At 63.2% G+C, this 23,349-nt stretch carries 26 protein-coding genes and 2 pseudogenes; 14 read left to right on the forward strand and 14 right to left on the reverse strand.

Annotated elements, in window-relative coordinates; all coding sequences use genetic code 11:
- Nucleotides 1–6 precede the first annotated feature (6 nt).
- From V5B39_RS03030 to V5B39_RS03085, 12 genes and pseudogenes are all read left to right on the forward strand, one after another.
- On the forward strand, nt 7–309 hold the full coding sequence (locus tag V5B39_RS03030; RefSeq protein WP_332341348.1) for an urease subunit gamma: 303 nt from the start codon (nt 7–9) through the stop codon (nt 307–309).
- Between the two features lie 11 nt (nt 310–320).
- Complete coding sequence (locus V5B39_RS03035) at nt 321–629, forward strand: urease subunit beta (RefSeq protein ID WP_332341350.1); 309 nt, start codon at nt 321–323, stop codon at nt 627–629.
- Between the two features lie 10 nt (nt 630–639).
- Nucleotides 640–2,355 (forward strand): urease subunit alpha, encoded by a 1,716-nt coding sequence (gene ureC / locus V5B39_RS03040; protein ID WP_332341352.1) that lies wholly within the window; start codon nt 640–642, stop codon nt 2,353–2,355.
- 2 nt (nt 2,356–2,357) lie between these two features.
- Nucleotides 2,358–2,915 carry an urease accessory protein UreE gene (gene ureE / locus V5B39_RS03045; protein ID WP_332341354.1) on the forward strand — a complete coding sequence of 186 codons (558 nt, stop codon included), beginning with the start codon at nt 2,358–2,360 and terminating at the stop codon, nt 2,913–2,915.
- On the forward strand, nt 2,912–3,583 hold the full coding sequence (locus V5B39_RS03050; RefSeq protein WP_332341356.1) for an urease accessory protein UreF: 672 nt from the start codon (nt 2,912–2,914) through the stop codon (nt 3,581–3,583). The genes ureE and V5B39_RS03050 overlap by 4 nt, the downstream gene beginning before the upstream one ends.
- A 16-nt stretch (nt 3,584–3,599) precedes the next feature.
- Nucleotides 3,600–4,211 (forward strand): urease accessory protein UreG, encoded by a 612-nt coding sequence (gene ureG, locus V5B39_RS03055; protein ID WP_332341358.1) that lies wholly within the window; start codon nt 3,600–3,602, stop codon nt 4,209–4,211.
- 174 nt (nt 4,212–4,385) lie between these two features.
- Nucleotides 4,386–4,883 (forward strand): annotated as a pseudogene (locus V5B39_RS03060) (transposase); the annotation flags it as partial.
- A 601-nt stretch (nt 4,884–5,484) separates the two neighbouring features.
- Nucleotides 5,485–6,600, forward strand: a complete 1,116-nt coding sequence (locus V5B39_RS03065; RefSeq protein ID WP_332341359.1) for an AI-2E family transporter — start codon at nt 5,485–5,487, stop codon at nt 6,598–6,600.
- Nucleotides 6,548–8,155, forward strand: coding sequence for a TolC family protein (locus V5B39_RS03070; RefSeq protein ID WP_332341361.1), 1,608 nt, complete (start codon nt 6,548–6,550; stop codon nt 8,153–8,155). The genes V5B39_RS03065 and V5B39_RS03070 overlap by 53 nt, the downstream gene beginning before the upstream one ends.
- On the forward strand, nt 8,152–9,255 hold the full coding sequence (locus tag V5B39_RS03075; RefSeq protein WP_332341363.1) for an HlyD family secretion protein: 1,104 nt from the start codon (nt 8,152–8,154) through the stop codon (nt 9,253–9,255). Before V5B39_RS03070 ends, V5B39_RS03075 begins: the two co-directional genes overlap by 4 nt.
- An 11-nt stretch (nt 9,256–9,266) precedes the next feature.
- On the forward strand, nt 9,267–10,310 hold the full coding sequence (locus tag V5B39_RS03080) for a hypothetical protein (protein WP_332341364.1): 1,044 nt from the start codon (nt 9,267–9,269) through the stop codon (nt 10,308–10,310).
- Complete coding sequence (locus tag V5B39_RS03085; protein ID WP_332341365.1) at nt 10,307–10,774, forward strand: ion channel; 468 nt, start codon at nt 10,307–10,309, stop codon at nt 10,772–10,774. Before V5B39_RS03080 ends, V5B39_RS03085 begins: the two co-directional genes overlap by 4 nt.
- Before the next feature lie 94 nt (nt 10,775–10,868).
- Here the strand turns inward: V5B39_RS03085 and V5B39_RS03090 are convergent.
- The 10 genes and pseudogenes from V5B39_RS03090 to V5B39_RS03135 all read right to left on the reverse strand — a co-directional run.
- Nucleotides 10,869–11,075: pseudogene (locus V5B39_RS03090) on the reverse strand (transposase); the annotation flags it as partial.
- A 101-nt stretch (nt 11,076–11,176) separates the two neighbouring features.
- Nucleotides 11,177–11,650 (reverse strand): flagella synthesis protein FlgN, encoded by a 474-nt coding sequence (locus tag V5B39_RS03095; protein ID WP_332341366.1) that lies wholly within the window; start codon nt 11,648–11,650, stop codon nt 11,177–11,179.
- 14 nt (nt 11,651–11,664) lie between these two features.
- Complete coding sequence (gene flgM / locus V5B39_RS03100) at nt 11,665–11,949, reverse strand: flagellar biosynthesis anti-sigma factor FlgM (protein ID WP_332341367.1); 285 nt, start codon at nt 11,947–11,949, stop codon at nt 11,665–11,667.
- 118 nt (nt 11,950–12,067) lie between these two features.
- The gene (gene flgA / locus V5B39_RS03105) at nt 12,068–12,718 is read right to left on the reverse strand and encodes a flagellar basal body P-ring formation chaperone FlgA (RefSeq protein ID WP_332341369.1); all 651 of its coding nucleotides are present in this window, start codon (nt 12,716–12,718) and stop codon (nt 12,068–12,070) included.
- A gap of 209 nt (nt 12,719–12,927) precedes the next feature.
- Entirely contained in the window at nt 12,928–13,914 is a 987-nt protein-coding gene (locus tag V5B39_RS03110) for a zinc-dependent alcohol dehydrogenase family protein (protein ID WP_332341370.1), read from the reverse strand.
- A 45-nt stretch (nt 13,915–13,959) separates the two neighbouring features.
- A complete protein-coding gene (locus tag V5B39_RS03115) occupies nt 13,960–15,096 on the reverse strand; it encodes an acyl-CoA dehydrogenase (RefSeq protein ID WP_332341371.1) in 1,137 nt (378 codons plus the stop codon).
- The gene (locus V5B39_RS03120; RefSeq protein WP_332341372.1) at nt 15,093–16,037 is read right to left on the reverse strand and encodes a DMT family transporter; all 945 of its coding nucleotides are present in this window, start codon (nt 16,035–16,037) and stop codon (nt 15,093–15,095) included. Before V5B39_RS03120 ends, V5B39_RS03115 begins: the two co-directional genes overlap by 4 nt.
- 106 nt (nt 16,038–16,143) lie before the next feature.
- Entirely contained in the window at nt 16,144–17,286 is a 1,143-nt protein-coding gene (gene can / locus V5B39_RS03125; RefSeq protein ID WP_332341374.1) for a carbonate dehydratase, read from the reverse strand.
- Nucleotides 17,287–17,331: 45 nt separating this feature from the next.
- A complete protein-coding gene (locus V5B39_RS03130; RefSeq protein ID WP_332341375.1) occupies nt 17,332–18,495 on the reverse strand; it encodes an isovaleryl-CoA dehydrogenase in 1,164 nt (387 codons plus the stop codon).
- Between the two features lie 302 nt (nt 18,496–18,797).
- Nucleotides 18,798–19,247 carry a PaaI family thioesterase gene (locus V5B39_RS03135; protein WP_332341376.1) on the reverse strand — a complete coding sequence of 150 codons (450 nt, stop codon included), beginning with the start codon at nt 19,245–19,247 and terminating at the stop codon, nt 18,798–18,800.
- A gap of 161 nt (nt 19,248–19,408) precedes the next feature.
- Here V5B39_RS03135 and V5B39_RS03140 point away from each other — a divergent pair, with 161 nt between their 5' ends.
- Nucleotides 19,409–20,458, forward strand: a complete 1,050-nt coding sequence (locus tag V5B39_RS03140; protein WP_332341378.1) for an MBL fold metallo-hydrolase — start codon at nt 19,409–19,411, stop codon at nt 20,456–20,458.
- Nucleotides 20,459–20,484: 26 nt separating this feature from the next.
- Here the strand turns inward: V5B39_RS03140 and V5B39_RS03145 are convergent, their stop codons facing one another.
- The 4 genes from V5B39_RS03145 to V5B39_RS03160 form a co-directional block, all read right to left on the reverse strand.
- Nucleotides 20,485–20,745 carry a hypothetical protein gene (locus V5B39_RS03145; RefSeq protein WP_332341379.1) on the reverse strand — a complete coding sequence of 87 codons (261 nt, stop codon included), beginning with the start codon at nt 20,743–20,745 and terminating at the stop codon, nt 20,485–20,487.
- 194 nt (nt 20,746–20,939) lie between these two features.
- Complete coding sequence (locus V5B39_RS03150; RefSeq protein WP_332341380.1) at nt 20,940–21,083, reverse strand: hypothetical protein; 144 nt, start codon at nt 21,081–21,083, stop codon at nt 20,940–20,942.
- A 51-nt stretch (nt 21,084–21,134) separates the two neighbouring features.
- Entirely contained in the window at nt 21,135–22,001 is an 867-nt protein-coding gene (locus V5B39_RS03155; RefSeq protein WP_332341381.1) for an SPFH domain-containing protein, read from the reverse strand.
- Nucleotides 21,998–22,444 (reverse strand): NfeD family protein, encoded by a 447-nt coding sequence (locus V5B39_RS03160; RefSeq protein ID WP_332341382.1) that lies wholly within the window; start codon nt 22,442–22,444, stop codon nt 21,998–22,000. Before V5B39_RS03160 ends, V5B39_RS03155 begins: the two co-directional genes overlap by 4 nt.
- Nucleotides 22,445–22,956: 512 nt before the next feature.
- Here V5B39_RS03160 and V5B39_RS03165 point away from each other — a divergent pair.
- On the forward strand, nt 22,957–23,292 hold the full coding sequence (locus V5B39_RS03165) for a hypothetical protein (RefSeq protein ID WP_332341383.1): 336 nt from the start codon (nt 22,957–22,959) through the stop codon (nt 23,290–23,292).
- The last annotated feature ends 57 nt before the right edge of the window (nt 23,293–23,349 follow it).

Below are 23,349 nucleotides of genomic sequence, written 5' to 3' on the forward strand. Positions count from 1 at the left end.
AGACGCATGGAACTGACGCCGAGAGAAAAGGACAAGCTGTTGATCTTCACCGCCGCTTTGCTCGCCGAACGACGCCGGGCGCGTGGTCTGAAGCTCAACTACCCGGAAGCGGTGGCGCTGATCAGCGCCGCGATCGTCGAAGGCGCCCGCGACGGCCGCACGGTTGCCGAGCTGATGAGCTACGGCACAACGCTGTTGAGTCGTGCCGACGTGATGGAAGGCGTGCCGGAAATGATCCACGACATCCAGGTCGAAGCAAGCTTCCCGGACGGCACCAAACTGGTCACCGTGCATCACCCGATCATTTGAGGAACTGAACGATGATTCCCGGAGAAATGCGGATCGAAGCGGGCGAGATCGAACTCAACGCCGGTCGTGCAACGACCCGCCTGAGCGTCGCCAATACCGGCGACCGGCCGATCCAGGTCGGTTCGCATTACCATTTTGCCGAGACCAATGCCGCACTGGTTTTCGACCGCGTCGCGGCGCGCGGTTTCCGCCTCGACATTGCCGCCGGTACCGCGGTGCGCTTCGAACCCGGTCAGACGCGCAGCGTACAACTGGTGGCGCTGGCCGGCGAGCGCCGAGTCCATGGTTTCAATGGCTCGGTCATGGGAGAATTGCCATGAGGATTCGGTCATGAGCGTCAAAATCTCGCGACAGGCCTACGCCGAGATGTTCGGCCCAACCGTCGGCGATCGCGTACGTCTCGCCGACACCGAGCTGTGGATCGTCGTCGAAGACGATTTCACGATCTACGGCGAGGAAGTCAAGTTCGGCGGGGGCAAGGTGATCCGTGACGGCATGGGACAGGGTCAGAAGCCTGCTGCCGAAGTCGCCGACACGGTCATCACCAACGCGCTGATCGTCGACCACTGGGGAATCGTCAAGGCCGACATCGCCATCAAGGGCGGCCGTATCGCCGGCATCGGCAAGGCCGGCAATCCGGACATCCAGCCGGGCGTGACCCTCCCTATCGGCGGCGGCACCGAGATCATCGCCGGCGAGGGAATGATCGTCACCGCCGGCGGCATCGACAGCCACATCCATTTCATCTGCCCGCAGCAGATCGATGAAGCCCTGATGTCGGGGGTGACGACCATGCTCGGCGGTGGCACCGGCCCGGCCACGGGCACCTACGCCACGACCTGTACGCCGGGACCCTGGCACCTCCAGCGCATGCTCGAAGCGGCCGACGCTTTCCCGATGAACCTCGGTTTCTTCGGCAAGGGCAATGTCTCGCTGCCGGAACCGTTGCGCGAACAGGTACGCGCCGGCGCCATCGGTCTCAAGCTGCACGAGGACTGGGGCACCACCCCGGCGGCGATCGACAACTGTCTGGCGGTAGCCGACGAGATGGACGTGCAGGTGGCGATCCATACCGACACGCTCAACGAATCCGGCTTCGTCGAAACGACGCTCGCCGCCTTCAAGGGGCGCACCATCCATACCTTCCATACCGAAGGCGCCGGCGGTGGGCATGCGCCCGACATTCTGCGTGCCGTCGGCGAGGCCAACGTCCTGCCTTCCTCGACCAACCCGACGCGCCCGTACACCGTCAATACCGTCGATGAACATCTCGACATGCTGATGGTCTGCCACCACCTCGACCCGGCGATCGCCGAGGACGTCGCTTTCGCTGAAAGCCGCATCCGCCGCGAGACGATCGCCGCCGAAGACCTCCTGCACGACCTGGGTGCGCTGTCGATGATGTCGTCGGATTCGCAGGCGATGGGACGCGTCGGCGAAGTGATCATCCGTACCTGGCAGACAGCGCACAAGATGAAAGTACAGCGCGGTCAGCTGCCGCCGCCGACCGGACAGGCCGAATCCACGCACGACAACTTCCGTGTCAAGCGCTACCTCGCCAAGTACACCATCAATCCGGCGATCACGCACGGCATCAGCGATCTCGTCGGCTCGATCGAGGTCGGCAAGCTCGCCGACCTGGTGCTCTGGAAACCGGCTTTCTTCGGCGTCAAGCCCTCCTTGATTCTCAAGGGCGGAATGATCGCTGCGGCCGCAATGGGCGACGCCAACGCCTCGATCCCGACGCCACAGCCGGTGCACTATCGGCCGATGTTCGGAGCTTTCGGCGGTGCGCGCAAGACCTCGGTGACTTTCGTTTCGCAGGCGGCGATCGACCATCCCGAACTCGCAGCGCTGCGACTCGCCAAGCCGCTCTTTGCCGTTCGCCGGACGCGCGCACTCGGCAAGTCCGACATGATCCACAACGCCGCGACGCCGAAGATCGAAGTCGATCCTGAAACCTACGCCGTTCGCGCCGACGGCGAACTGCTGGTCTGCGAGCCGGCCAGCGTGCTGCCGATGGCGCAGCGCTACTTCCTGTTCTGAGCATGCTGTTTGCCGAATCCTTCACTGACCGCGAGACGCCCGCCAGTGACCGCTTGGTGTTGCCCTACGATGCCCGCCGCAAAAGCCGGCAGCGCGTCACCCTGGCCAGCGGCGAGGAGATGGGCTATGTTTTTCCGGCCGGCACCGTGCTGCGCCACGGTGACCGATTGCTCACCGGCAATGGCTGCGTGATCGCCGTCGAGGCCGCACCGGAAGCGCTGCTCGAAGTCCGTGCCGGCGACCCCTTGCAGTTGATTCGCGCCGCTTACCATCTCGGCAACCGGCATGTGCCGGTACAGCTTGGCGAGTACGGCCTGCTTTTGCAGGCGGATCACGTTCTCGCGGAGATGTTGCTGGGTCTCGGTTGTGCGGTCAGCGAGGTCGAAGCGCCATTCGATCCGGAAGGGGGAGCATATGGTGCGCATGCTCACGGCGAAGTGCGCGTGGACGGTCACGATGGTCACGATTACCGCCCGGTGCGTCCCGGAGCGATGAGCGATCCGCACCCGTCCGGCCACGGCCCGCATCGCTCGCCGGCGAAAATTCACGAATTCAAGTGAGTCTCGCGCTGTCGCGGTTGCTACAGCTCGCCAGCCCGGCATTGCCGGTGGGCGCCTACACCTATTCGCAAGGCCTCGAATGGGCTGTCGAAGCCAGCCTGGTGCAGGATCAGGCGACGGCACTAGAATGGATCGACGGCTTGCTGACGAATGGCATCGGCCGTTTTGAAGCGCCATTGACCGCCTGTCTGCAGCGCGCCTGGATCGCCGCTGACGATGGTGAAGTCAAACGCCTCAACGCCGACTTCCTGGCCAGCCGCGAGTCGTCCGAGCTGCGTGCCGAGACTGTACAGATGGGCTATTCGCTGCGTCGCCTGCTGCACGAGCTGGACGATTTCCCACTGCCGCCGGTCTTCGACTCGCTTCCCGAAGTCTCTTTTCCGGTCGGCTGGGCACTGGCCGCTGCCGCCTGGAAAATTGCCATCGTCGATTCGCTGACCGCTTATCTGTGGTCCTGGTGCGAAAATCAGATGATGGCAGCGCTCAAGGCGGTGCCGCTCGGCCAGGCCGCCGGGCAGCGCATCCTCCTGGCGCTGGGTAGTCGCCTGCCGGCAGTGGTGCAGCAGGCGCTCGAACTGCCCGAAGAACGCTGGAGCAATTTCGCTCCTGGCCTGGCTTTGGCGTCAAGCCGCCATGAAACCCAGTATTCAAGACTTTTCCGATCCTGAAAGAAAGCGAATTCAGATGCACCGACGTCCCGCCCTGCGCATTGGCATCGGAGGCCCGGTCGGCTCCGGCAAGACTGCACTCACCCTGGCGCTGTGCCTGGCGCTGCGCGACCGATACAGCCTCGGCGTGGTGACCAACGACATCTACACCGCCGAAGACGCGAAGTTCCTGGTGCAGCATGCGGCGTTGCCGCAGGAACGCATCCTCGGCGTCGAAACCGGCGGTTGCCCGCATACCGCGATTCGCGAGGATGCGTCGATCAACCTCGAAGCCGTCGCCCGCCTGACGACGGCTTTTCCGGACATCGAGATCGTTTTCGTGGAATCGGGGGGTGACAACCTCGCAGCGACCTTCAGCCCGGAGCTTTCCGATCTGACGATTTACGTCATCGACGTCGCCGCCGGCGACAAGATCCCGCGCAAGGGTGGGCCGGGGATCACCAGGTCCGACCTCCTGGTGATCAACAAGACCGATCTCGCGCCACTCGTCGGCGCCTCGCTGGAGGTCATGGATCGCGACAGCCGACGCATGCGCGGCGAGCGGCCTTTCGTCTTCAGCAACATGAAGACTGGCCAGGGCCTGTCCGAGATCATCGCCTTCATCGAGGAGCGTGGGATGCTGCGTTGAAGCGCAGGAGCATTGGACCCTTCCATGCGCCCAGCGAGCTAGCCGCCTGTCGGACTGGATGAGTCGAAGCGAAAAAAGTGGGAAGCGAGGACAGATGTTCACCAATTTCAAGCCGAGCGTCGAACGATTGGCGCCGAAATTCGGGGGAAATAGGGATCGCTGCCTTCCGCCAATTTGCGGCATCGACTCGGGGACCCCCTGAAGGAACTCGACCGCCCAGTGGGCGAACTGGCGGGGCAAATCCAGGTCTGGCACCGGGAAAACGCAGCGCGCAAGAAGCTCGCACAGATTCCCGGCATCGGTCCGATCACGGCAAGCGCGCGGGGGGCCTCGATCGGGAAGGCGAAGAGTTTCGAGAACGGACGGCAGCTGGCGGTCTGGCTGGGATGGCTCCCCAAGCCGCACTCCCGTGGCGGCCAGCCGTGGCTTCGGGGCATCCGTAAGCACGGCGATGCCGATCTGCGCACGCGGCTGATCCACGGCGCCCGGGCAGTGATCCGGGTCGCCGAGCGCCAGGCGGGTTATGCGAAAACGTGGCTGGCGCCGCTGATCGGCCGGCGCAACCAGAACGTCGCAGCCGTGGCCTTGGCGAACAAGAACGCCCACATCGTCTGGGCGTTGCGGGTCCACGAGCGAGACGACCCGCCCGGCGATGAACCGTCGGCGGCATGAACACGGGTTGCCCCCAGGCGCTCGCTCGCCAGAGTCTGGGAGGTGCTCGCGAGCGCCTATGGACAACCCTGCGATATCGCAGCACCCCCACCGCTTTGGGTCGTTGTCGAGGAGTCACCCCCACCGGTTGCTCAGGCGATCATGACGTGATGACAAGGCAGGTCAGACCGTGGTCGATTCAGCCTGATAGCAGCCTCGCGCTTCAAGCGCGTCTGACTGATGAGGCATCGATCAGCGAATTCCATCCGGGACAGAGGCCTCGCCTCGATCAAAGTCCGAAGGGATGGCGGCAATCTTTACCCTTCGAACTGTCACCAAAAGGTGTTCAACAAAACAAGTGGTTACAGCACTTTTCATGACCGCTTTTCTATTTTTTCACAACCTCTGAGTCGTCGCCGTTTCAGGGGGGTGATACCAGGCTGGCGCGTTCCCCTGCTGCTCGTGCGTGCCCTGTACATCGAATGGACGGATCTACCCCAGCCAACAACGTACAATTCCCTGCCGATTCCCCCTGATGCGGACTAGACGTCGCTGACAGACCGGGAGCAGCAGCCGATAAACCCGTGGCAAAGCGTCATGCCAAAAACCAGAGAGATTAACCATGAACCTGCCCGATTCTGAACTTGAACGTCGCCTGGCCTTGCTCCTGCTCGACGTGCTGATCCGCGCCGGCCTCATCCTGGCGCTGGCGATGCTCTGCTACCGAGTGTTTTCGCCCTTCCTCACGCTGATGGTCTGGGCGCTGATTCTCGCCGTGACGCTCTACCCGATACACCAGGCAGTCGCCCGGCGCCTGGGCGGCAAGCAGGGACGCGCGGCAACGCTGATCGTGTTGCTCGGCCTCGGACTGATCGTCACGCCAACCACCGTGCTGATGAGTTCGCTCGGCGACTCGGTGCAGCAACTGATCACCGACGCCCAGAACAACACGCTGCAGGTTCCGCCTCCGCGTGACAGCGTAGCCAAATGGCCTTTGGTCGGCAAGAAGATCCACGGATTCTGGGCCCAGGCGCATGCCGACCTGCCGGCACTGGTCAAGAGCCACCAGCCCAAGATTGGCGACCTCGCCAAGTCCCTGCTTGGTTTCGTCGCGGGCATCGGTGTCGTCCTCCTGCAGTTCATCGGTTCGTTCATCATCGCTGGAATCCTCATGGCCTTCGGCGAAGCGGGCGGGCGCGGCAGCCACGCGATTTTCGGGCGGGTCATCGGCAGCGCGCGCGGTGCAGAATTCGCCCGGCTGTCCACCCAGACCATCCGCGCCGTCGCCCAGGGCGTCATCGGTGTCGCCTTCATCCAGGCGATCATCGTCGGTATCTGCCTGTTGATCGCCGGCGTGCCGTGGGCCGGCGTCCTCGCCGCCATCGTCCTCGTGCTCGGCATCGCGCAGGTGCCGGCATTGATCGTCACACTCCCGGCTATGGGTTACATCTGGTCGAGCGGTGACTATGGCAACGGCGAAGCGATCGCCTATACGATCCTGCTTTTCGTTTCCGGCATGGCCGACAACGTGCTCAAACCGCTCATGCTCGGGCGCGGTGTCGACGCACCGATGCCGGTGATCCTCATTGGGGCACTCGGCGGAATGGCCGTTTCCGGCATCATCGGCATGTTCGTCGGCGCGACGCTGCTTGCCCTCGGCTACCAGATCTTCATGGGCTGGGTCGATGCCAACCCTGACCGTGCCAACGACGGCGATACGCCGCTCGCGGCCATCTGAGCGCGTGCCCGCGTCGCGCGCCGTGGCCCGTGCGCTGTTGCTCGCCGCCTGCCTTGTGGCCAGTGCCTGCGCCCCGCTCGGTCCAAACTACACGCTACCGGTAGTGCCGTGGCTCGACCAGTGGTCGAGCCCAGCCTTGCGGTCGACCCCGGAAAACGGGCAAATCCCGCAGCCACCGCAAGATGCTTGGTGGCAGAATTTTGGCGACCCGGTGCTTGACGGTCTGGTTGCCGAGGCGCAACGCAACAACCTCGACGTGCGCACCGCCGGGCTGCACATCCTCGAAGCTCGTGCCCAGCTCGGCATTGCTGGCAGCGGGCTTTACCCGCAGCTGCAGCAGCTTTCCGGTGACGTGCTGCGGGCCGGCCGGAACCAGAGCAACGGCCCGGACAGCGCGTTATGGTCCTATAGCGTTGGTCTCGACATCGCTTGGGAACTCGATTTTTGGGGCAAGTTCCGACGCGCCATCGAAGCGGCCGACGCTGCCTACTTCGCTAGCATCGCTCGCTACGACGATGTCCAGGTCCTTGTTGCAGCACAGGCTGCGAGCTTCTATGTGACGCTGCGCACCATTGAGCTGCGCCTGCGCATCGCCAACGAAAACGCGGCGATCCAGAAACGCAGCCTCGAAATCACCGAGAGCCTGTTCAAGAGCGGCAACGAGTCCGAACTCGACGTGCAGCAGGCGCGCACGCAATACCTAAGCACGCTGGCGACCATCCCCGAGCTGGAAGGGTCGCTGCGCCAGGCGGAGAATGCGCTGGCGACATTGCTCGGACGCCCGCCAGGTTCCCTGCCGGAGCTGAACGCCGGACGCGGGAAGATTCCTGTCGCGAGCTTTGTCGTCGTCGTCGACCTTCCTGCCGACCTGCTCCGCCGCCGCCCGGACGTGCGCACCGCCGAGATGCTGCTGGCCGCGCAGTCTGCGCAAATCGGTATTGCCGAAGCGTCGCTCTATCCGTCGATCGCGCTGGTCGGCACGGTCGGCCTCTCGGCCACCTCGCTCGCCTGGTCGGCACGTACCCTCGACTGGGGTCTCGGGCCGGTGCTGATCTGGAACATCTTCGACTGGGGGCGACTGAGCAACCAGGTCCTGGTTCAGGATGCCCGCTTCCAGCAACTCTACGAGCAGTACCAGGCGACAGTACTGCGTGCCGCGCGCGAACTCGACGACGCGGCCACCGGCTTCGCCAAGAGCCGCGCCCAGGTTGCCATCGTCGCCGATTCCGTCGCCGCCGCGCGCCGCTCCCAGGATCTAGCGACACTCCAGTACCGCGAAGGACTGGTCGACTTCCAGCGTGTCCTCGACTCGCAGCGCAGCCTGTTCAGCCAGCAGGAACGCCTGGTCAACACTCAGGGCAGCGTCGCGCAGAACCTGATCGCCGTCTACAAGGCCCTAGGCGGAGGCTGGGAAGCAGCTCGGATGCGTCCGCTCGTCGACGAACCGACGCAGACCATGCTGCGCGAAACTGCCAACTGGAAGAGGTTGATCGACGCCCCGTTGCCGCCACCACAAGAAAAGCTTTCTCCGGTTCAACTGAGGACAACTCCATGACCCAGGATTCCGAAAACAATGCGACGCCCGGCGCCGGCACCCGTAAGGGAGCGCTCGTCGTCGCCGCCCTTATCGTTGCCAGCCTGAGCCTCTACCTGGTCGGCGACCGGTTGACCCCCTACACGTCGCAGGCGCGTGTCCAGGCCTTCGTGGTGCCGGTCGCGGCGGAAGTCGCCGGCAAGCTCGCGCAGGTGCATATCCGCAACAACGACGAGGTCCAGCCTGGCCAGCCGCTCTTCGACATCGATCCCAAGCCCTATGAGATCGCGCTGCAACGGGCGCGCGCCGATTACCAGACGGTGCGCAGCTCGATTGCCGCCGGGGCCGCCGGCGTCGACGCCGCGCGTGCCGCGCTGACCGCAGCCGAAGCGAACCGCACGATGACCGAGCGCGATGCGGAGCGCCAGGAAAAGCTGTACAAGGACGACCCCGGCGCCATCTCCGTGCGCCGCCTCGAGATCGCCCAGGCCAACCGCGACGAGGCACGGGCCAAGGCGCGGCGTGCCGAAGCCGACCTGCGCAAGGCCCGTGAAGCCGCCGGCGACGCCAGTGATGCCAACACGCAATTGCAGAGCGCCCGCGCCGCCGTCGAGAAGGCAGAACTCGACCTCGCCCGTACGCACGTGGTCGCGCCGACGCGTGGCGTGGTCACCGACCTGCGCACCGATGTCGGCCACTTCGCCCAGCCGGGCGCTCCGGTAATGACGCTGATCGCCATGCACGACCTGTGGATCAGCGCCGACCTGACCGAGAACAACCTCGGCAACGTCGACCCCGGCGACGAAGTCGCCATCGTCCTCGACATTCTGCCCGGCGAGGTGCTCAAGGGGCGCGTGCGCAGCATCGGCGGTGGCATCTCCGCGGCCTCGCCACCGCCGCACGGCACCCTGCCCACGGTGCAGAACAACAAGGACTGGCTGCGTCAGGCCCAGCGCATACCGGTGGCCATCGAGTTCGACCCGGACGAAGCAACGCGCCTGCGCATCGCCCGCATCGGCGGCCAGGCCGATGTGCTCGTCTTTACCGGCGACAACCCGTTGATGAACCTGCTCGGCGCACTCTACATCCGCGTCATGAGCTGGATTTCCTACATCTATTAGAGCAGGGCTTCATGCACCGCAGCGACAAGGCCACCCTGCGCCTCGCCTTCGGGCTCGGGCTCGCCGCGGCGATCGCCTACGGCGGCGGGCTGACGGCACCCTACGTCGTCTGCGTGTTTGCCGTGGTGGTGCTCGCGAGGCCGGAGCCGCCGCTGCCGCTGGGCAAGGGTCTGGTCGCCGCCGGGTTGCTCGCCATGCTGGTTGCCGCCGGCATCGTCATGGTGCCGCTGCTCGAGCACTACGCGGCGGCGGGCGTGCTGCTCACCGCGCTGCTGCTCTTCGCGATTTTCTTCAGCGGCCAGCTCAGCGGCAGCCCGTTGACCATGGTGCTGGTCATCGCCTTCGCGCTGGTGCCGGTGGCCGGCGTCGTCAGCCAGGCGCTGGTCGGCGCGCTGGCACTGACGCTGGCCACCGGCATCGCCGTCGGCACCCTGGTCGGCACGCTGTCCTCCGCCTTCTTCCCCGATCCGCCGCAAGCCGGCACTGCTGCTGCCCGCCTGCCCAAACCGACACGTTCGGTTGCGGCATGGATCGCCGGGCGCGCGACGGTCATCGTGATGCCGGTCTTCATCCTCGCGCTGACCGATCCGTCGTTCTATCTGGCGGCCGTCCTCAAGACCGTCGCCCTCGGCCAGCAGGCCGGCGAGACTAATCCCCGCTCGGCCGGCCGCGAACTGGTCGGTTCGACGCTGATGGGCGCATTCCTCGCAGCCGCGGTGTGGACCGGCCTGTCGGCCTGGCCGAACCTATGGATGCTGGTCCTCTGGCTGATGGCGGCGGGACTGTGGGCCGGCTCGGCGCTGACCGGGGCGCGGCGTTCGCGTTTCCGCCCATCGTTTTGGAGCAATGCGCTGATCACCGCGCTGATTTTGCTTGGCCCCGCGATCGAGGACAGCGCCAACGGCAAGAGTGTGTTCCAGGGCGCGCTCGTGCGCACCTCCCTGTTCGTCGCCGTCGCGCTCTACGCGTGGGCCACTATCTGGCTGCTCGAGCGCTGGCACGACCGGCGAACCTCTTCCCGTCCGCTCATCCCTTCCGAGGAGAAAACCGCATGATCCTGACCAACTTCCTCGTCGGCCTACCCCTCATGCTTGTCTGTGTTGCGATCCAGGCGGGTGTTTCCTTCTGGTGCGTCCGCTATTACATCCGCCAGCTCACCCGGGCGCAGAACGGCCTGCGGGGAGCGACTGCCGGCATCCGGTTGCTCCTGGTGGCCATGGTCACCCTGATGGCCGGCACTCTGCTCCAGGTTGTCCTTTGGGGATTCCTCTTCATCGGGCTAGGCGAGTTTTCCGAAAGCTACGAGGCGGTCTACCACTCGGCGGTCAATTTCGCCTCCCTCGGCTACGGCGATATCGTCATGAGCAAGACCTGGAAGCTCCTCGGCCCGCTCGAGGCAATCAACGGCGTCCTCATGCTGGGAATGAGCGCGGCCGCGCTGATGGTTATCCTGCAGCATCTGATCAAGGTCCAGATGCGCGAGCCACAGAAAACCCCGGAGCCGGGTGCGCACCGGTAAGCCACGCGCGCCAGCCCGGTTCCTTGTGCCGGCTGTGGGCTTTTGATGAACGCTGTAGCCGGTGCTTTTTTCCTGTATGGAAGCGTAAATAACGTCAGTTCGGGATAAGTTTGGGGGACGGTGAGAGCCGGCGGAAGTCCTGAAGCGGTAGTCTGGGCTGGTTGGGCATGAGGCCATAGGCGATGAGGCCGGCCAGCCAGTTGACGGCGAAGTGGATGGGCGAGCGATGGCGGGTGTGCTCAATCTGACCGAGGTTTTTCAGTTCGTCGATGACCGTTTCGACGAGGGATCGCTGTCGTAGCATCGTCTCGATCAAAGTCCGAAGGTATGGCTGCAACCTTTACCCTTCGAACCGTCACCAATTGAATGCTTGGCAAACCCAGGGGCGACCATGTAAGGCTGCTAGGCGCTGTCGCGGATGCGGGGACCGCTGGGCAGGGTGTTTTGCCCATCCGGGCCATAGAGGCCGAGGGCGCTGTGGGTTCCCAGGAGTGCTTCGAGTGCCCGTGCGTTGTATTGCATGCGCAGTTGGATCAATTCGCCATTGATCCGATTCAGTTCGCGCGCCTGACTGGCGATCGACAGCAGCAAGGTCCAGGCGGCATGGGCACGGCTCGCCGTCGGGTGCGCTGAAAACCAGGCGGACAAGCCAGAGCGATCTGCGGTCAGGCCCTCTGCCGCGAGCGCCTGGTGACGCTGCTCGGCGAGGGTCGCCAGTTTGACGGCCAACCCGTTTTTCTGCTGCACTAACTCCTGCAGATGCTCAACCTCACCTTTGGTGAGCATCTCCTGCTCAAGTTCGAGAAGGGTGACAAAGCGCTTTGCCGCGGCGACTTCGGCCTCGACCGTTGGCAGGAAGTCCGCCATCGTCGCCATCAAGGCTTCGGGAATCAGGCCTGCCTGGCAGAAGCGACGAGTTCGCTGGCAGAGGCGATCAGCCGGTCGGCAATCGCCTCGGAATTGATCGTGAAGCGGCCTTCGGCGATTGCCTGCTTGATTTCAGAAACCCGCGCCGCGTCGAAGGTCGAAGCTTCACCGGGAGACTGTAGCTGTCCGGCAAGTTCACTGAGGTGGACTTCCGTAGCAGCGCTGGTTGCCGGCTGGCTGACGCTGGTGCGATGACGCATCTCGGTGACAGCGCTGGTGGAGGTAGGGGTTGTGCTGTCGATTTTCATGGCCGTGCCCTTAAAACGGTTGTACTCAACCAGTGTATCGGCGGGTAACGGTTAAACTTTAACATTTATTTTCGCAAAATAGAGAGGGGGCTTCGCACCAGGCAAGCAAGATCTGCGACTAATACGACACCTCAACAACACCAGGGCTTCGGGCGACGCCACTGACGACCTGTCCGGAAGCGGTTCGCACCTGCGCAATCTGGCCTTCAGTGGCGTTGTTCAGGGCCTTTCCCTCATTACTGACCGTGAACCCTGCGCCGGTGGACAACAGCTTGACGCTTTGCCCTTGCTGAACGAGCCATGGTGCAGTCAACAGATCGCTGCGAAGAGGCTGACCCACAGCGAGACCGTTCCTGACGGTTTTGCCAATGGCCTGGGCGGGGTCGGTCACGACGTTGGCTGGCAGCACGCCGAGATCGCCGCTTTGCGTACGCAGGTCGGTATTGGTCACGACCTGGCCGGGCGTTAGCTGGCGTGCCGTAACCAGATAGTTTCCCGTAATTCTGACCTGTACGGGCACATACACGGTCCATACTTTCGGCGCCAGGCAGCGTACGCCGACCATTGCTCTTCCCCAGAGTCGGCCTCCCGGCGGCAGAAAGGGCTCAAAGGCGCTGCATGGGGTGTTTTGGGCATGCTGATCAAGTTGGCCGACACCATAACTGACTTTGCCTGGCAATCCTTGTGTCTGGATACGCAGAAACTCATCGAGAGCAGCCGACAAGGACGTTTGGCCGAGCACGCTGTTGCTCATGACGGCGAGCAGCATCGCAAACCGTCCAGGCCATTGGCCAAGGTGCGGAAAAACGGGAGAAGGACGCATTCCGCCATTCTGCCTGAATCTGCCTCACTGGCGAAGGATTGCCGGGTGCTTAATGGTCATGAGCATTTCCTTCTCCCCCAAGCCCGCGAGTGGAGGACAGATTCGTGAGTCGCTGGCGCGACTTTCGACATCAACGACCATCGGTTCACAGCATGCTAGCCGGCGACAAGAACGGCTGCACCGCGAATCTGGCCTGCCCGCAATTGCTGTAGTGCATCGTTGGCCGATTCCAGGGGAAATCGTGTCACTTCGGTGCGGACGCCGGCCTGGGGGGCGATGGCAAAAAACTCCTCGCCGTCGCGGCGGGTCAGATTGGCGATCGAGCGCACGCAGCGCTCTCCCCAGAGAATGGCGTAAGGGAATTCGGGAATGTTGCTCATGTGAATGCCTGCGCAAACCACCGTTCCGCCCTTGACGGTGTGACGGAGCGCCTGCGGAACCAGGTCACCGACCGGCGCAAAGAGAATCGCGGCGTCCATTTCCTGTGGCGGTGCGCTGTCGGCATCGCCGGCCCAGGCAGCTCCCAACTGGCGAGCGAATTGTTGGCCATCCACATCACCCGGTTTGGTGAAGGCGAATATTTCGCGGCCTTGCCAGCGAGCCACTTGCGCAATGATGTGCGCGGCCGCGCCGAAACCGTAGATGCCCAGACACCGCCCATCGCCGGCAGCGACCAGCGAACGATAGCCGATCAGTCCAGCGCAGAGCAGCGGCGCCGCTTCGGCGTCCGGGTATTCATTTGGCAGTGCAAAGCAGTAGCGCTGATCGGCCAATGCGAACTCGGCGTAACCGCCGTTGAGCGTATAGCCGGTGAACTCTGCCGCGTCGCAAAGGTTCTCGGAACCGCGCACGCAGTAGCGGCAATGGCCACAGGTATGCCCCAGCCAGGGTACGCCAAGGCGTTGGCCAAGCGCAAAACGTTTCACCCTGGCGCCTTTCTCGACAACGACACCGACGATTTCATGGCCAAGAACGAGCGGTAGCCTGGGGTGCCGCAGATCGCCGTCCATGACGTGCAGATCGGTACGGCAGACTCCGCAGGCCCGTACTTCGAGCAGAACCTGATCAGCCCCGGGTTTCGGCCGAGGCACCTCGGCCAGCCGCAACGGCTGGCCCTGGGCATCCAGAATCATGGCCTTCATGCGCATCCCCCAGCAGTCATTTTCCCTGGCGACCCGCTTTGATCGCTAATCACCCGTCACGGCGCGGCCGATCACCAGGCGCTGGATGTCGTTGGCCCCTTCGTAGATCTGGCAGACACGGACGTCGCGATAGATCCGCTCGACCGGGAAGTCGCTGACATAGCCGTAGCCGCCGAGAATCTGGATGGCGTCGGAGCAGACTTTTTCGGCCATTTCGGAGGCGAACATCTTGGCCATCGACGCTTCCTTGAGGCAGGGCTTGCCGGCATCCTTGAAGGTCGCGGCTCGCCAGACCAGCAGACGGGCGGCATCGATCTGCGTTGCCATGTCGGCAAGACGGAAGCTCACCGCCTGATGTTCGATGATCGGCTTGCCGAAGGTTTCGCGTTCCTTGGCGTATTGCACCGCGGCTTCGAAAGCGGCACGCGCCATGCCGACCGACTGGGCGGCGATGCCGATGCGCCCGGCCTCGAGGTTCGACAGGGCAATCCGGTAGCCGTCGCCTTCCTTGCCGAGCAGGCAGGAAGCCGGGACCCGGCAGTTCTCGAAGAGGATCTGCGCAGTATCCGAAGCGCGCTGGCCCATCTTTTCCTCGATGCGCGCGACGATGTAACCGGGAGTCGAGGTTGGCACCAGGAAACACGAGATGCCCTTCTTGCCGGCAGTCTTGTCGGTGACGGCAAAGACGATCGCTACCTGTGCGTACTTGCCGGTGGTAATGAACTGCTTGACGCCGTTGAGGACGAAATGATCGCCATCGCGGTCGGCGCGGGTGGTGATGGCCGCTGCATCGGAGCCGGTATGCGGTTCGGTCAGGCAGAAACAGCCGAGCATCTCGCCGCGTGCCATGGGCTTGAGCCAGTTTTCCTTCTGTTCGTCGCTGCCGTACTTCAGGGTGATGCCGCAGGCCAGCGAATTCTGCACGCTGACGATCGTCGAGGTCGCGCCGTCGCCGGCGGCGATCTCTTCGATCACCAGCACCAGCGACAGGTAATCCATGCCGGCGCCACCCCATTGCTCGGGAACGACCATGCCAAGCGCACCGAGTTCGCCGAGTTCGCGCAGCGCGTCGGCCGGGAAGGTGTGATGGCGGTCCCACTCGGCAGCGTAGGGCGCCAGGCGTTCCTGCGCGAAAACGCGCAGCGAATCGCGGATCATTTCCTGTTCCTGTGTCAATATCATTGGATTTTCTCCTTGCTGATGACGCCGGCCGCCAGACGCGCGCCGGCATGATTGGTGATGACGACCCCGGCGATGACCAGCGTGCCGCCGAACAGAATCACGACCCCGAGCCGTTCGTCGAGCAGCACGGCGCCGAGGATGACGGCGCTGACCGGGACCAGGTTGATGAACGCCGCCGAGCGCGTCGCGCCGATGCGTTGTACGGCTTCGGCGTACCAGGTGAAGGCAAGGGCCGTACCGAATAGCCCGAGGAAAACGATCGCGCTCAAGCCACGCCAGGTGATTTCCGTCAGCGCGAACAGCGAACCCTGCAGTAGCGCCGCAACGGTCAGCATCCCCCAGCCGGTGAGACTGGCGCCGAAGGTCATCGCCAACGGCGACAGCGAGCGTGTGCCGCGCCGGCCGACGAAAGTATAAACCGCCCACAGCACGCTGCAGCCGATGATCAGCCATTCGCCGAGACCCACCTTGCCGGTCAGCAGCAGACGGAGGTCGCCGTTGGTGACCACCAGCAGGCAGCCAAACATCGCCAGCGCGATGCCGGCAGCCTTGGTCGACGACATCGGCGCCCTGAACAGCAGCCAGTCACCGGTCGCGACCACCGCCGGCGTCAGCGCCACCACCAGCGCGCCGCGTCCGGCCTCGATCATCTTCAAGCCGTAGAGAAAACACAGGTTATAGAGAAAGATGCCGCTCGCACCCAGCGCCGCGAGCGTCAGCCACTCCTTGAACGACCAGCGCGGCCAGCCTTCATGGATCACCACCAGCGTACCGAGGACCAGCGCCGCGAGCAGGAAGCGCCAACTGGCCACGGCCAGTGGCGAGGCTTCGCTGACCGCCACCCGGCCGGCAATCCAGGTTGCCCCCCAGACCAGGGCGGTGGCGAGCAGCTTGAGGTAGGTGGTGAGGGACGCCAGCGCCCGCTCGGCAGCTGCAGTCAAGGAGTCTCCGCGGTCGCGGCTGCGCTGCGGGAGAATCGGCAGGGGCAGGGAAGTGGCCATGAAAGGGGCATGGCAGGATTTTTCATGTGCACGTTGCGTCTGCGACTCAGACCTGCAGCCCCGCGAGTGCCGCGAGATAATTCGGCAGCAGGTCTTCGTGACGGTGCACCGTGAACCCGAGATCACGCATCAGTCCATCGCGCAGGCCGTAGATCCAGCCGTGCACGGTCAGCGGCTGGCCGCGCTGCCAGGCGTCCTGGATGACGAAGGTCTGGCAGACGTTAGCCACCTGTTCGAGGACATTGAGTTCGCAAAGTCGATCATGTTGCTGCTCTGGCGGCAGGGTATCGACCAGTGCCAGATGTTTGTCGTGCACGTCGCGGACATGCCGCAGCCAGATGTCGACCAGCCCGGCACGATCCCGATTGAGTGCCGCCTTGACGCCACCGCAACCGTAGTGGCCAACGACCATGACGTGTCTGACCTTGAGGACATCGACGGCGAACTGGATCACCGACAGGCAGTTGAGATCGGTATGTACGACGACGTTGGCGACGTTGCGGTGGACGAAAAGCTCGCCCGGCAGTAGCCCGACGATCTCATTGGCCGGCACGCGCGAATCCGAGCAGCCGATCCACAGGTATTGAGGTGTCTGCAGGCGCGACAGTTTGAGGAAGTATCCCGGATCGATCTCCTGCATGCGACTCGACCAGGCGCGGTTGAAGTCGAACAGGTGAAAGAGGTTTTCGTTGACGACGGCTTCCTCCGACCAGTTTTCGAGATCGAGGGCGAGAAACATCGTGCCTTCCAGCGGCGTCTGGTAATAGGCCGGCGTTTCCTTGAAACCCAGTTCGCGGTAGAGCTTGACCGCAACGCGCATGGTTGGCAGCGTGTCGAGCAGCAGCTTGCGGTAGCCGATTTCCTTGGCCGCCTTGATCGCCGCCATCGTCAGGGCGCGGCCGATCCCAGAACTGCGCTGGCTGGGTTCGACATACAGCCGCTTCAGTTCGCAAAGACCCCTTGAGAAGGGCCGAATACCGACGCAGCCAGCCGGCTGTCCGTCGCGTTCGGCATAGAACAGGCGACCGTCAGGCTGGGCGTAGGCGCCCGGTAGCGATGCCATTTCCGCTTCGAAATTCTGGAAACACAGGTCGACGCCGAGCCACGCGGCGTAATTGCGGAAGAACTGGCGAACGTGGTCGATGGCGGTGGTGTCGTTAGCGCTGAGGGCGCGCAGCGTGCAGGTCATGATCTTACTGGCGGTCCATAGAGGGTTTGGTTGGATAGCGAGGTTTTACAGCGTTTCGGCAAAAAGCTCCCGGCCGATCAGCATGCGGCGGATTTCCGATGTGCCGGCACCGATCTCGTAGAGCTTGGCATCGCGCCACAGGCGACCCGCCGGGTACTCATTGATGTAGCCATTGCCGCCGAGGATCTGGATCGCCTCGCCGGCCATCCAGGTCGCCTTTTCGGCCGCGTACAGAATGGCCCCGGCGGCGTCCTTGCGCGTCGTTTCGCCGCGATCGCAAGCCGCGCCCACGGCATAGACGTAGGCGCGGCAGACGTTGAAGGTGGTGTACAGATCGGCGATCTTGCCCTGCATCAACTGGAATTCACCGATCGATTGGCCGAACTGCTGGCGGTCATGGATGTAGGGCAGGACCAGATCCATGACCGCGGCCATGATTCCCAACGGACCGCCGGCGAGCACCGCGCGTTCGTAGTCGAGGCCGCTCATCAGCACGCGCACGCCGCCGTTCAACTGGCCGAGGACATTTTCTTCGGGCACTTCACAGTCATCGAAAAACAGCGGATAGGTGTTCGATCCGCGCATGCCGAGCTTGTCGAGTTTGGTCCCGCAGGAGAAACCTGGCATTCCCTTTTCCACGATGAAAGCGGTGATGCCTTTCGAGCCGGCTTCGCGGTCGGTCTTGGCGTAGACCACCAGCGTGTCGGCGTCCCCGCCGTTGGTGATCCACATCTTGCCGCCATTGAGGACGAAGCGGTCGCCCTGGCGCTCGGCGTGCAATTTCATGCTGACCACGTCCGAACCGGCGTTGGCTTCCGACATCGCGAGTGCCCCGACGTGTTCTCCGGAAATCAGTCTGGGCAGATAGCGGTCTTTCTGTGCGGCATTGCCATTGCGGCGAATCTGATTGACGCAGAGATTCGAGTGCGCGCCGTAGGAGAGGGCCACACTCGCCGAAGCCCGGGAGATTTCTTCCATGGCGATGATGTGTGCGAGGTAGCCGAGCCCGCTGCCGCCGTACTCCTCCTCGGCGGTGATGCCGAGCAGGCCCATGCGACCCAGCTTCTGCCAAAGATCGGCGGGAAAGACGTTGTCGCGATCGATGGCTTCGGCGCGCGGCCTGATTTCGGCAGCGGCAAAAGCCTGAACGGTTGCCCGCAGCATGTCGATGGTTTCGCCGTGGGCAAAATTTAGGCTCGGGTAGGGCATGTCTGTCGTTCCTTGTGAATGGGAAAGTCGCGTTAATGTGAAAATCGCGTATGCGACTCACGAACCTCCCCTCTCGCGGAGAACGAAGGCGAGGTTTCGCGGAGCACTGCTCCGTGCCGCCGTAGCCGGCCCGCGATGCAGCGCGGGCCGTGGGAAGAGTTGGGGGGCGAGATGGGGAATTCGCGGAGCCTCTGCTCCGCGCCCATCGAGCGATTCCGGCGTGCCAGCCGGACTGCGCCCTGCAAGGGAGGGAAACGGTCATGACTTTGATGATCGGGGGTGCCTGGAAACGGTCATGACCGTCAGGTTTTGGCGGGGTGTTTGCCATGCACCGCCATAATGGTCTGCTGCATCAGCGCGCACAGGTTCTTCCGGCCATGGCTGACGGCAAACACTTCGGCGCGGGTCACGATCAGTGTTCGCCCGTAGCGGATCACCGATCCCTCGGCAATCAACAGTTGTCCTTCGGCCGGGGCTAGCAGGTTGAGTTTGTACTCGACGGTCAATACCTCGGTGTCGGCCGCCGTCAGGGTGTTGGCGGCGTAACCCGCCGCCGAATCGGCAATCATGCCGACGACGCCGCCGTGAATGTAGCCGTGCTGCTGTGTGACTTCGGGTTTGTACGGCAGATGAATCTCGGTGTAACCTGCCTCGACCACCGCCATGCGGGCGCCGATCAGATTCATGGCCTGTTGCCGCGCAAAGCTGGCGCGGACGCGTTCGGCAAAGTGGGAATCCTGGGCTTTGTGCATGGCTGCGAATTGTAATCTCTGGAAGCTTGTGCCGAGTTGCCTCGGCACGGGACGGCACGAAAGGAATCACGTGTAGAATGGTGCAGCTCGGCGCTGGCGGCAGTCAGCCCCCGAGCGCGTCCAGTGTATAGATTTCAGCGTTTTTTACAATCCGCCCCGAGATGCTGCCAGATTACCCTTTTGCCACCCCGCCCGCCGCTGGCGAGACCTTCGAGGTTTCTCCGGGTATCCACTGGCTGCGGATGCCGTTGCCCTTCGCCCTCGACCACATCAACCTCTGGCTGCTCGAAGACGATGCCGGGTGGACCATCGTCGACACCGGTTTTGCACTCGAGACGGTCAAGGAATACTGGCAGAGCATCCTCTTCCGTCTGACCACCACGGCGCGTGGCGGAAAAATCGTTCGCATCATCGTCACGCATTTCCACCCTGATCACCTCGGCCTCGCCGCCTGGTTGCAGGAGCGCACCGGTGCGCCGGTGTGCATGACGGTGGGCGAGTATCTGACGGCACATGCAGTCTGGCACGAGGTGGGCGGCCACGGCAATCAGCCGATGTTGCAGCAGTTTCGTGCGCACGGCCTCGATGCCGATCGCTGCGCGGCACTGGAACGTCGCCGCGGTGGCTACAACCGCGGTGTACCGAGCCTGCCGACGCATTACCAGCGCCTGTTTGGCGGCGACCAGGTGGCCATTGGCGGACATCGCTGGCAAGTCCGCATTGGTTTCGGCCATTCGCCGGAACATGCGGCGCTCTACTGCGCAGAACTTGGCGTGTTGATCTCCGGCGACATGCTCTTACCGAAGATCTCGACCAATGTCAGCGTCCTTGCCGTCACCCCCCTGGCCGACTCGCTCGGCGACTATCTGCAGTCGATCGATCACTATCGCGAACTGCCTGCCGGAACCCTGGTCCTTCCCTCGCATGGACTACCTTTCTACGGCATCGAGAACCGGGTCAAGGCGCTGCACGCACACCACCAGGAGCGCTTGCAGGTGCTTGAAGAGCACTGCACCACGCCGCGCAGCGCTGCCGAGCTATTGATGACCTTGTTCTCGCGGGATCTCGATCCGCATCAGACGATGTTCGCCATGGGCGAAGCGATAGCGCACCTGAATCGACTCGAATATGCCGGACGTCTGCTGCGCGTCGAAGACGCGCATGGGCTGGTCCGTTTTGTCCGGAGGCAGGCCGCGGTATCGTCCGCCTGACCCGGAAACCTCCGGGGGAGCTTGTTTCAGGTATGTGCGGCGCGCCAGTCGGCCAGCGCTGCGAGGGCCAGGTCGAAGGTCGGCAGGAGATCGACGCCGTCCGGTTTGACCAATCGCTGGATGCCGGCGCCCTCAGCCCAGAGGGCTGCTTCCGGTGGCAGAACCATCCGCAACTGTATATGAAACTGCCCGTACTCGGGGCCGTGATGCGTGGCCTGCGAAAGGTACTGGCCGCCTGACAGGGTCGGGCTGCGAGCCGGATGGTGGCAGGTCCGGCTGCCAGGCACGGCGCGGCAAGCGCCCGGACTGGTGTCGCCGATTCGCTGGCTCGACTGACGGCGACGGGTAGAGCGGCCTCGCCAGGGGCGTTCGCAAAGCGGCCGGGGTCTTTTCGGCCATCATGAGCGAGACGTGACCCAGGCTGCGGAAGAAGACGATGCCGACTCCTGTCATGATTCTGGTTAAACCTGGTGGCCTGACGCTACTTCTCGTTGCGCCAGTCGCGCAGCGTTTCCTTGCGCGGCAGGGGCGCGTCCTTGTGGGCACGACGATCGTGGATGAGTGGCAGCGCGGCGCCGAGAACGAAAACGATGCAAATGCCAAAAATGATCCAGCCTGCGTTCATTGCCCCTCCATTATCGTGAGGGCGAGGGAAACGGAGATGACTTGCCGGAAGTCACTGACCGTTCCTGCTTACTCGCTGGAAAAGTCCGCGCAAGGTGTTCTGAATGTCGGCAGGCAGGAGGACGATCTTGGCGTTGTCGGACTCGGCGATCTTGCTGAGACTGGTGATGTATTTCTCGCCGAGCAGATAGAGCATCGGTAGTTCGTTGTCGCCAAAAGCACGATTCACCTTGGTGATCGCCTGCGAAGAAGCCTCGGCAAGGGTCACCTGCGCTGCAGCATCGCGCTTGGCCGATTCCAGGCGTGCTTCGGCGGTGAGGATCATCGACTGCTTTTCGCCTTCGGCACGGGTGACCATCGCCTTGCGCTCCCGCTCGGCCGAGGCCTGCATTTCCATTGCGCGCTGCATCGACTGCGAGGGTTTGATGTCCTGGATTTCAACCGACTTGACGGTCAGTCCCCAGTCCAGTGCTTCGTCGGCAACACCGGCTTTGAGACGTGCCTTGATGGTATCCCGCGATGACAGCGCCTGGTCCAGCTCCATTTCACCGACAATTGAGCGCAGGGTGGTCATGATCATGTTGCGGATCGCTTCAGAGTAATCCTGAACGCCATAAACGGCTTTTACCGGGTCGGTGACCTTGATGAAGGCGATGGCATTGACCACGATCACCGCGTTATCCCGTGTAATTACCTCCTGCTCCTGGACATCGAGAATGATGTCCTTGGTAGTGACCTTGTAGGAGACGATGTCGATGTAGGGAATGATAAAGCGCAGTCCTGGCAGCAGCGTGCTATGGTACTTGCCGAGGCGCTGCACGACCCACTCCTCGCCTTGCGGAACGATACGAACGCCATTGGCGACGGTGACCGCGACAAAGATGAGGAGAACAATCGAAAATATGGTCATACCAGTCATCTTGCTTGCTCCACTTTGATGTAACTGCCTTCAACAGCGACGATGCGAACCCGTTCACCCGCCCTGATCGCTGTGTCGGCGTAACACTCCCAGACGTCGGCGCCGAGAATCGGCTTCTGGAAACGCACCTGGGCACGGGTATCCGGGGTGATTCCGGTGATCAGGACGCCGACCTCACCGCCCACGCTGGCGGCCGAGGTGCCGATGGCAGTCCTTGTGCGTGGTTTGAGATAGCGAAACCAGAGACCGACCAGCATGGCCGAGAGCGCTGCCCAGAGCAGGATTTGGCTTGCCAGGGCAAGCTCCGGCGCGGCCAGCAGGATGACGCCGACGGCTGCCGCCGCGATGCCAAACCAGACCAGAAAAAATGCCGGGATGGCTATTTCGGCCATCGTCAGGATCAGTCCGAGGACCATCCAGTGCCACCATTCGGGCGAAAACATAGCGCCTTTCTCCGTCTGCCCGCACCGGATGGCGGCGGTACCTCGCCGCAGTACCTGCAATCACCGATCACCCGTGCCAGGATACAGGTCGATTAGACGCCATAACGCCGCCGCTGGCAAGTCACCCCATGAAATCCCTGGCAAACGACAGTTCTGCAGCTTCGGGGAAGGACTGGAGCGGGCTCCTGGGGGTACGAGTTTCCCTTGCGCCTGGTGTGGGTGTGGCATGTTGATGGCAATGCCCGGCATAAATTCTCCAAGCCATTGATTACAAATGGTTCATAACATGCTCGCACAGATTTTGTGCGCCAATTACCAATATAAATCAACAGATTAAATCAAGCCGGAAATCTGGTATATTGGTCGGAATGGTGCTGCGATAGACGTACTCATCGTCGTGCGCCATCGTCGGCGGTTTGTCGGGGAGCAGCGGCAAGTCGGGAGCAGTCAGGCCAGGCGCCGGCTTTCTCATAGACGCTCACGGTTCTGCCACTCAACGTCGATTCAGCGCCATGCCCCTTCGCAAACACGACCTTCTGCAAATGGACGCCAGGTGGCTGAAGCAGCTGCCGGCGAAGCGACGGCTGGAAGCGTCTATCCGCCGGTTGGACGACGCCAGGGAATGTCAGGACCGGCTGAATCAGAACCCGGCTACCAGGTGCGCGGCGCGAATCGACCCGCCGGAAGGGTTGTGGATTCACCACGCCGCGACCATCGAGCGGCTACGACAGCGCGGTGAAGCACACCCGGCGGATGCGCACGACTCTCTCGGCACCGTCATCGAGGCGGCCGCAAGAGCCGGGAACTTCCCGCACTTGCTGCCATTCCGGTGGCAGCGTAAAGGGTGAGTCGTTACAATGAGTGCGCGTGGAAGGATTTTAGAAGTAAGCAAGATTCTCCGGTTC

Origin of the sequence: Accumulibacter sp. (assembly GCF_036625275.1) — a bacterium.
In the GTDB taxonomy this organism is placed as follows: domain Bacteria; phylum Pseudomonadota; class Gammaproteobacteria; order Burkholderiales; family Rhodocyclaceae; genus Accumulibacter.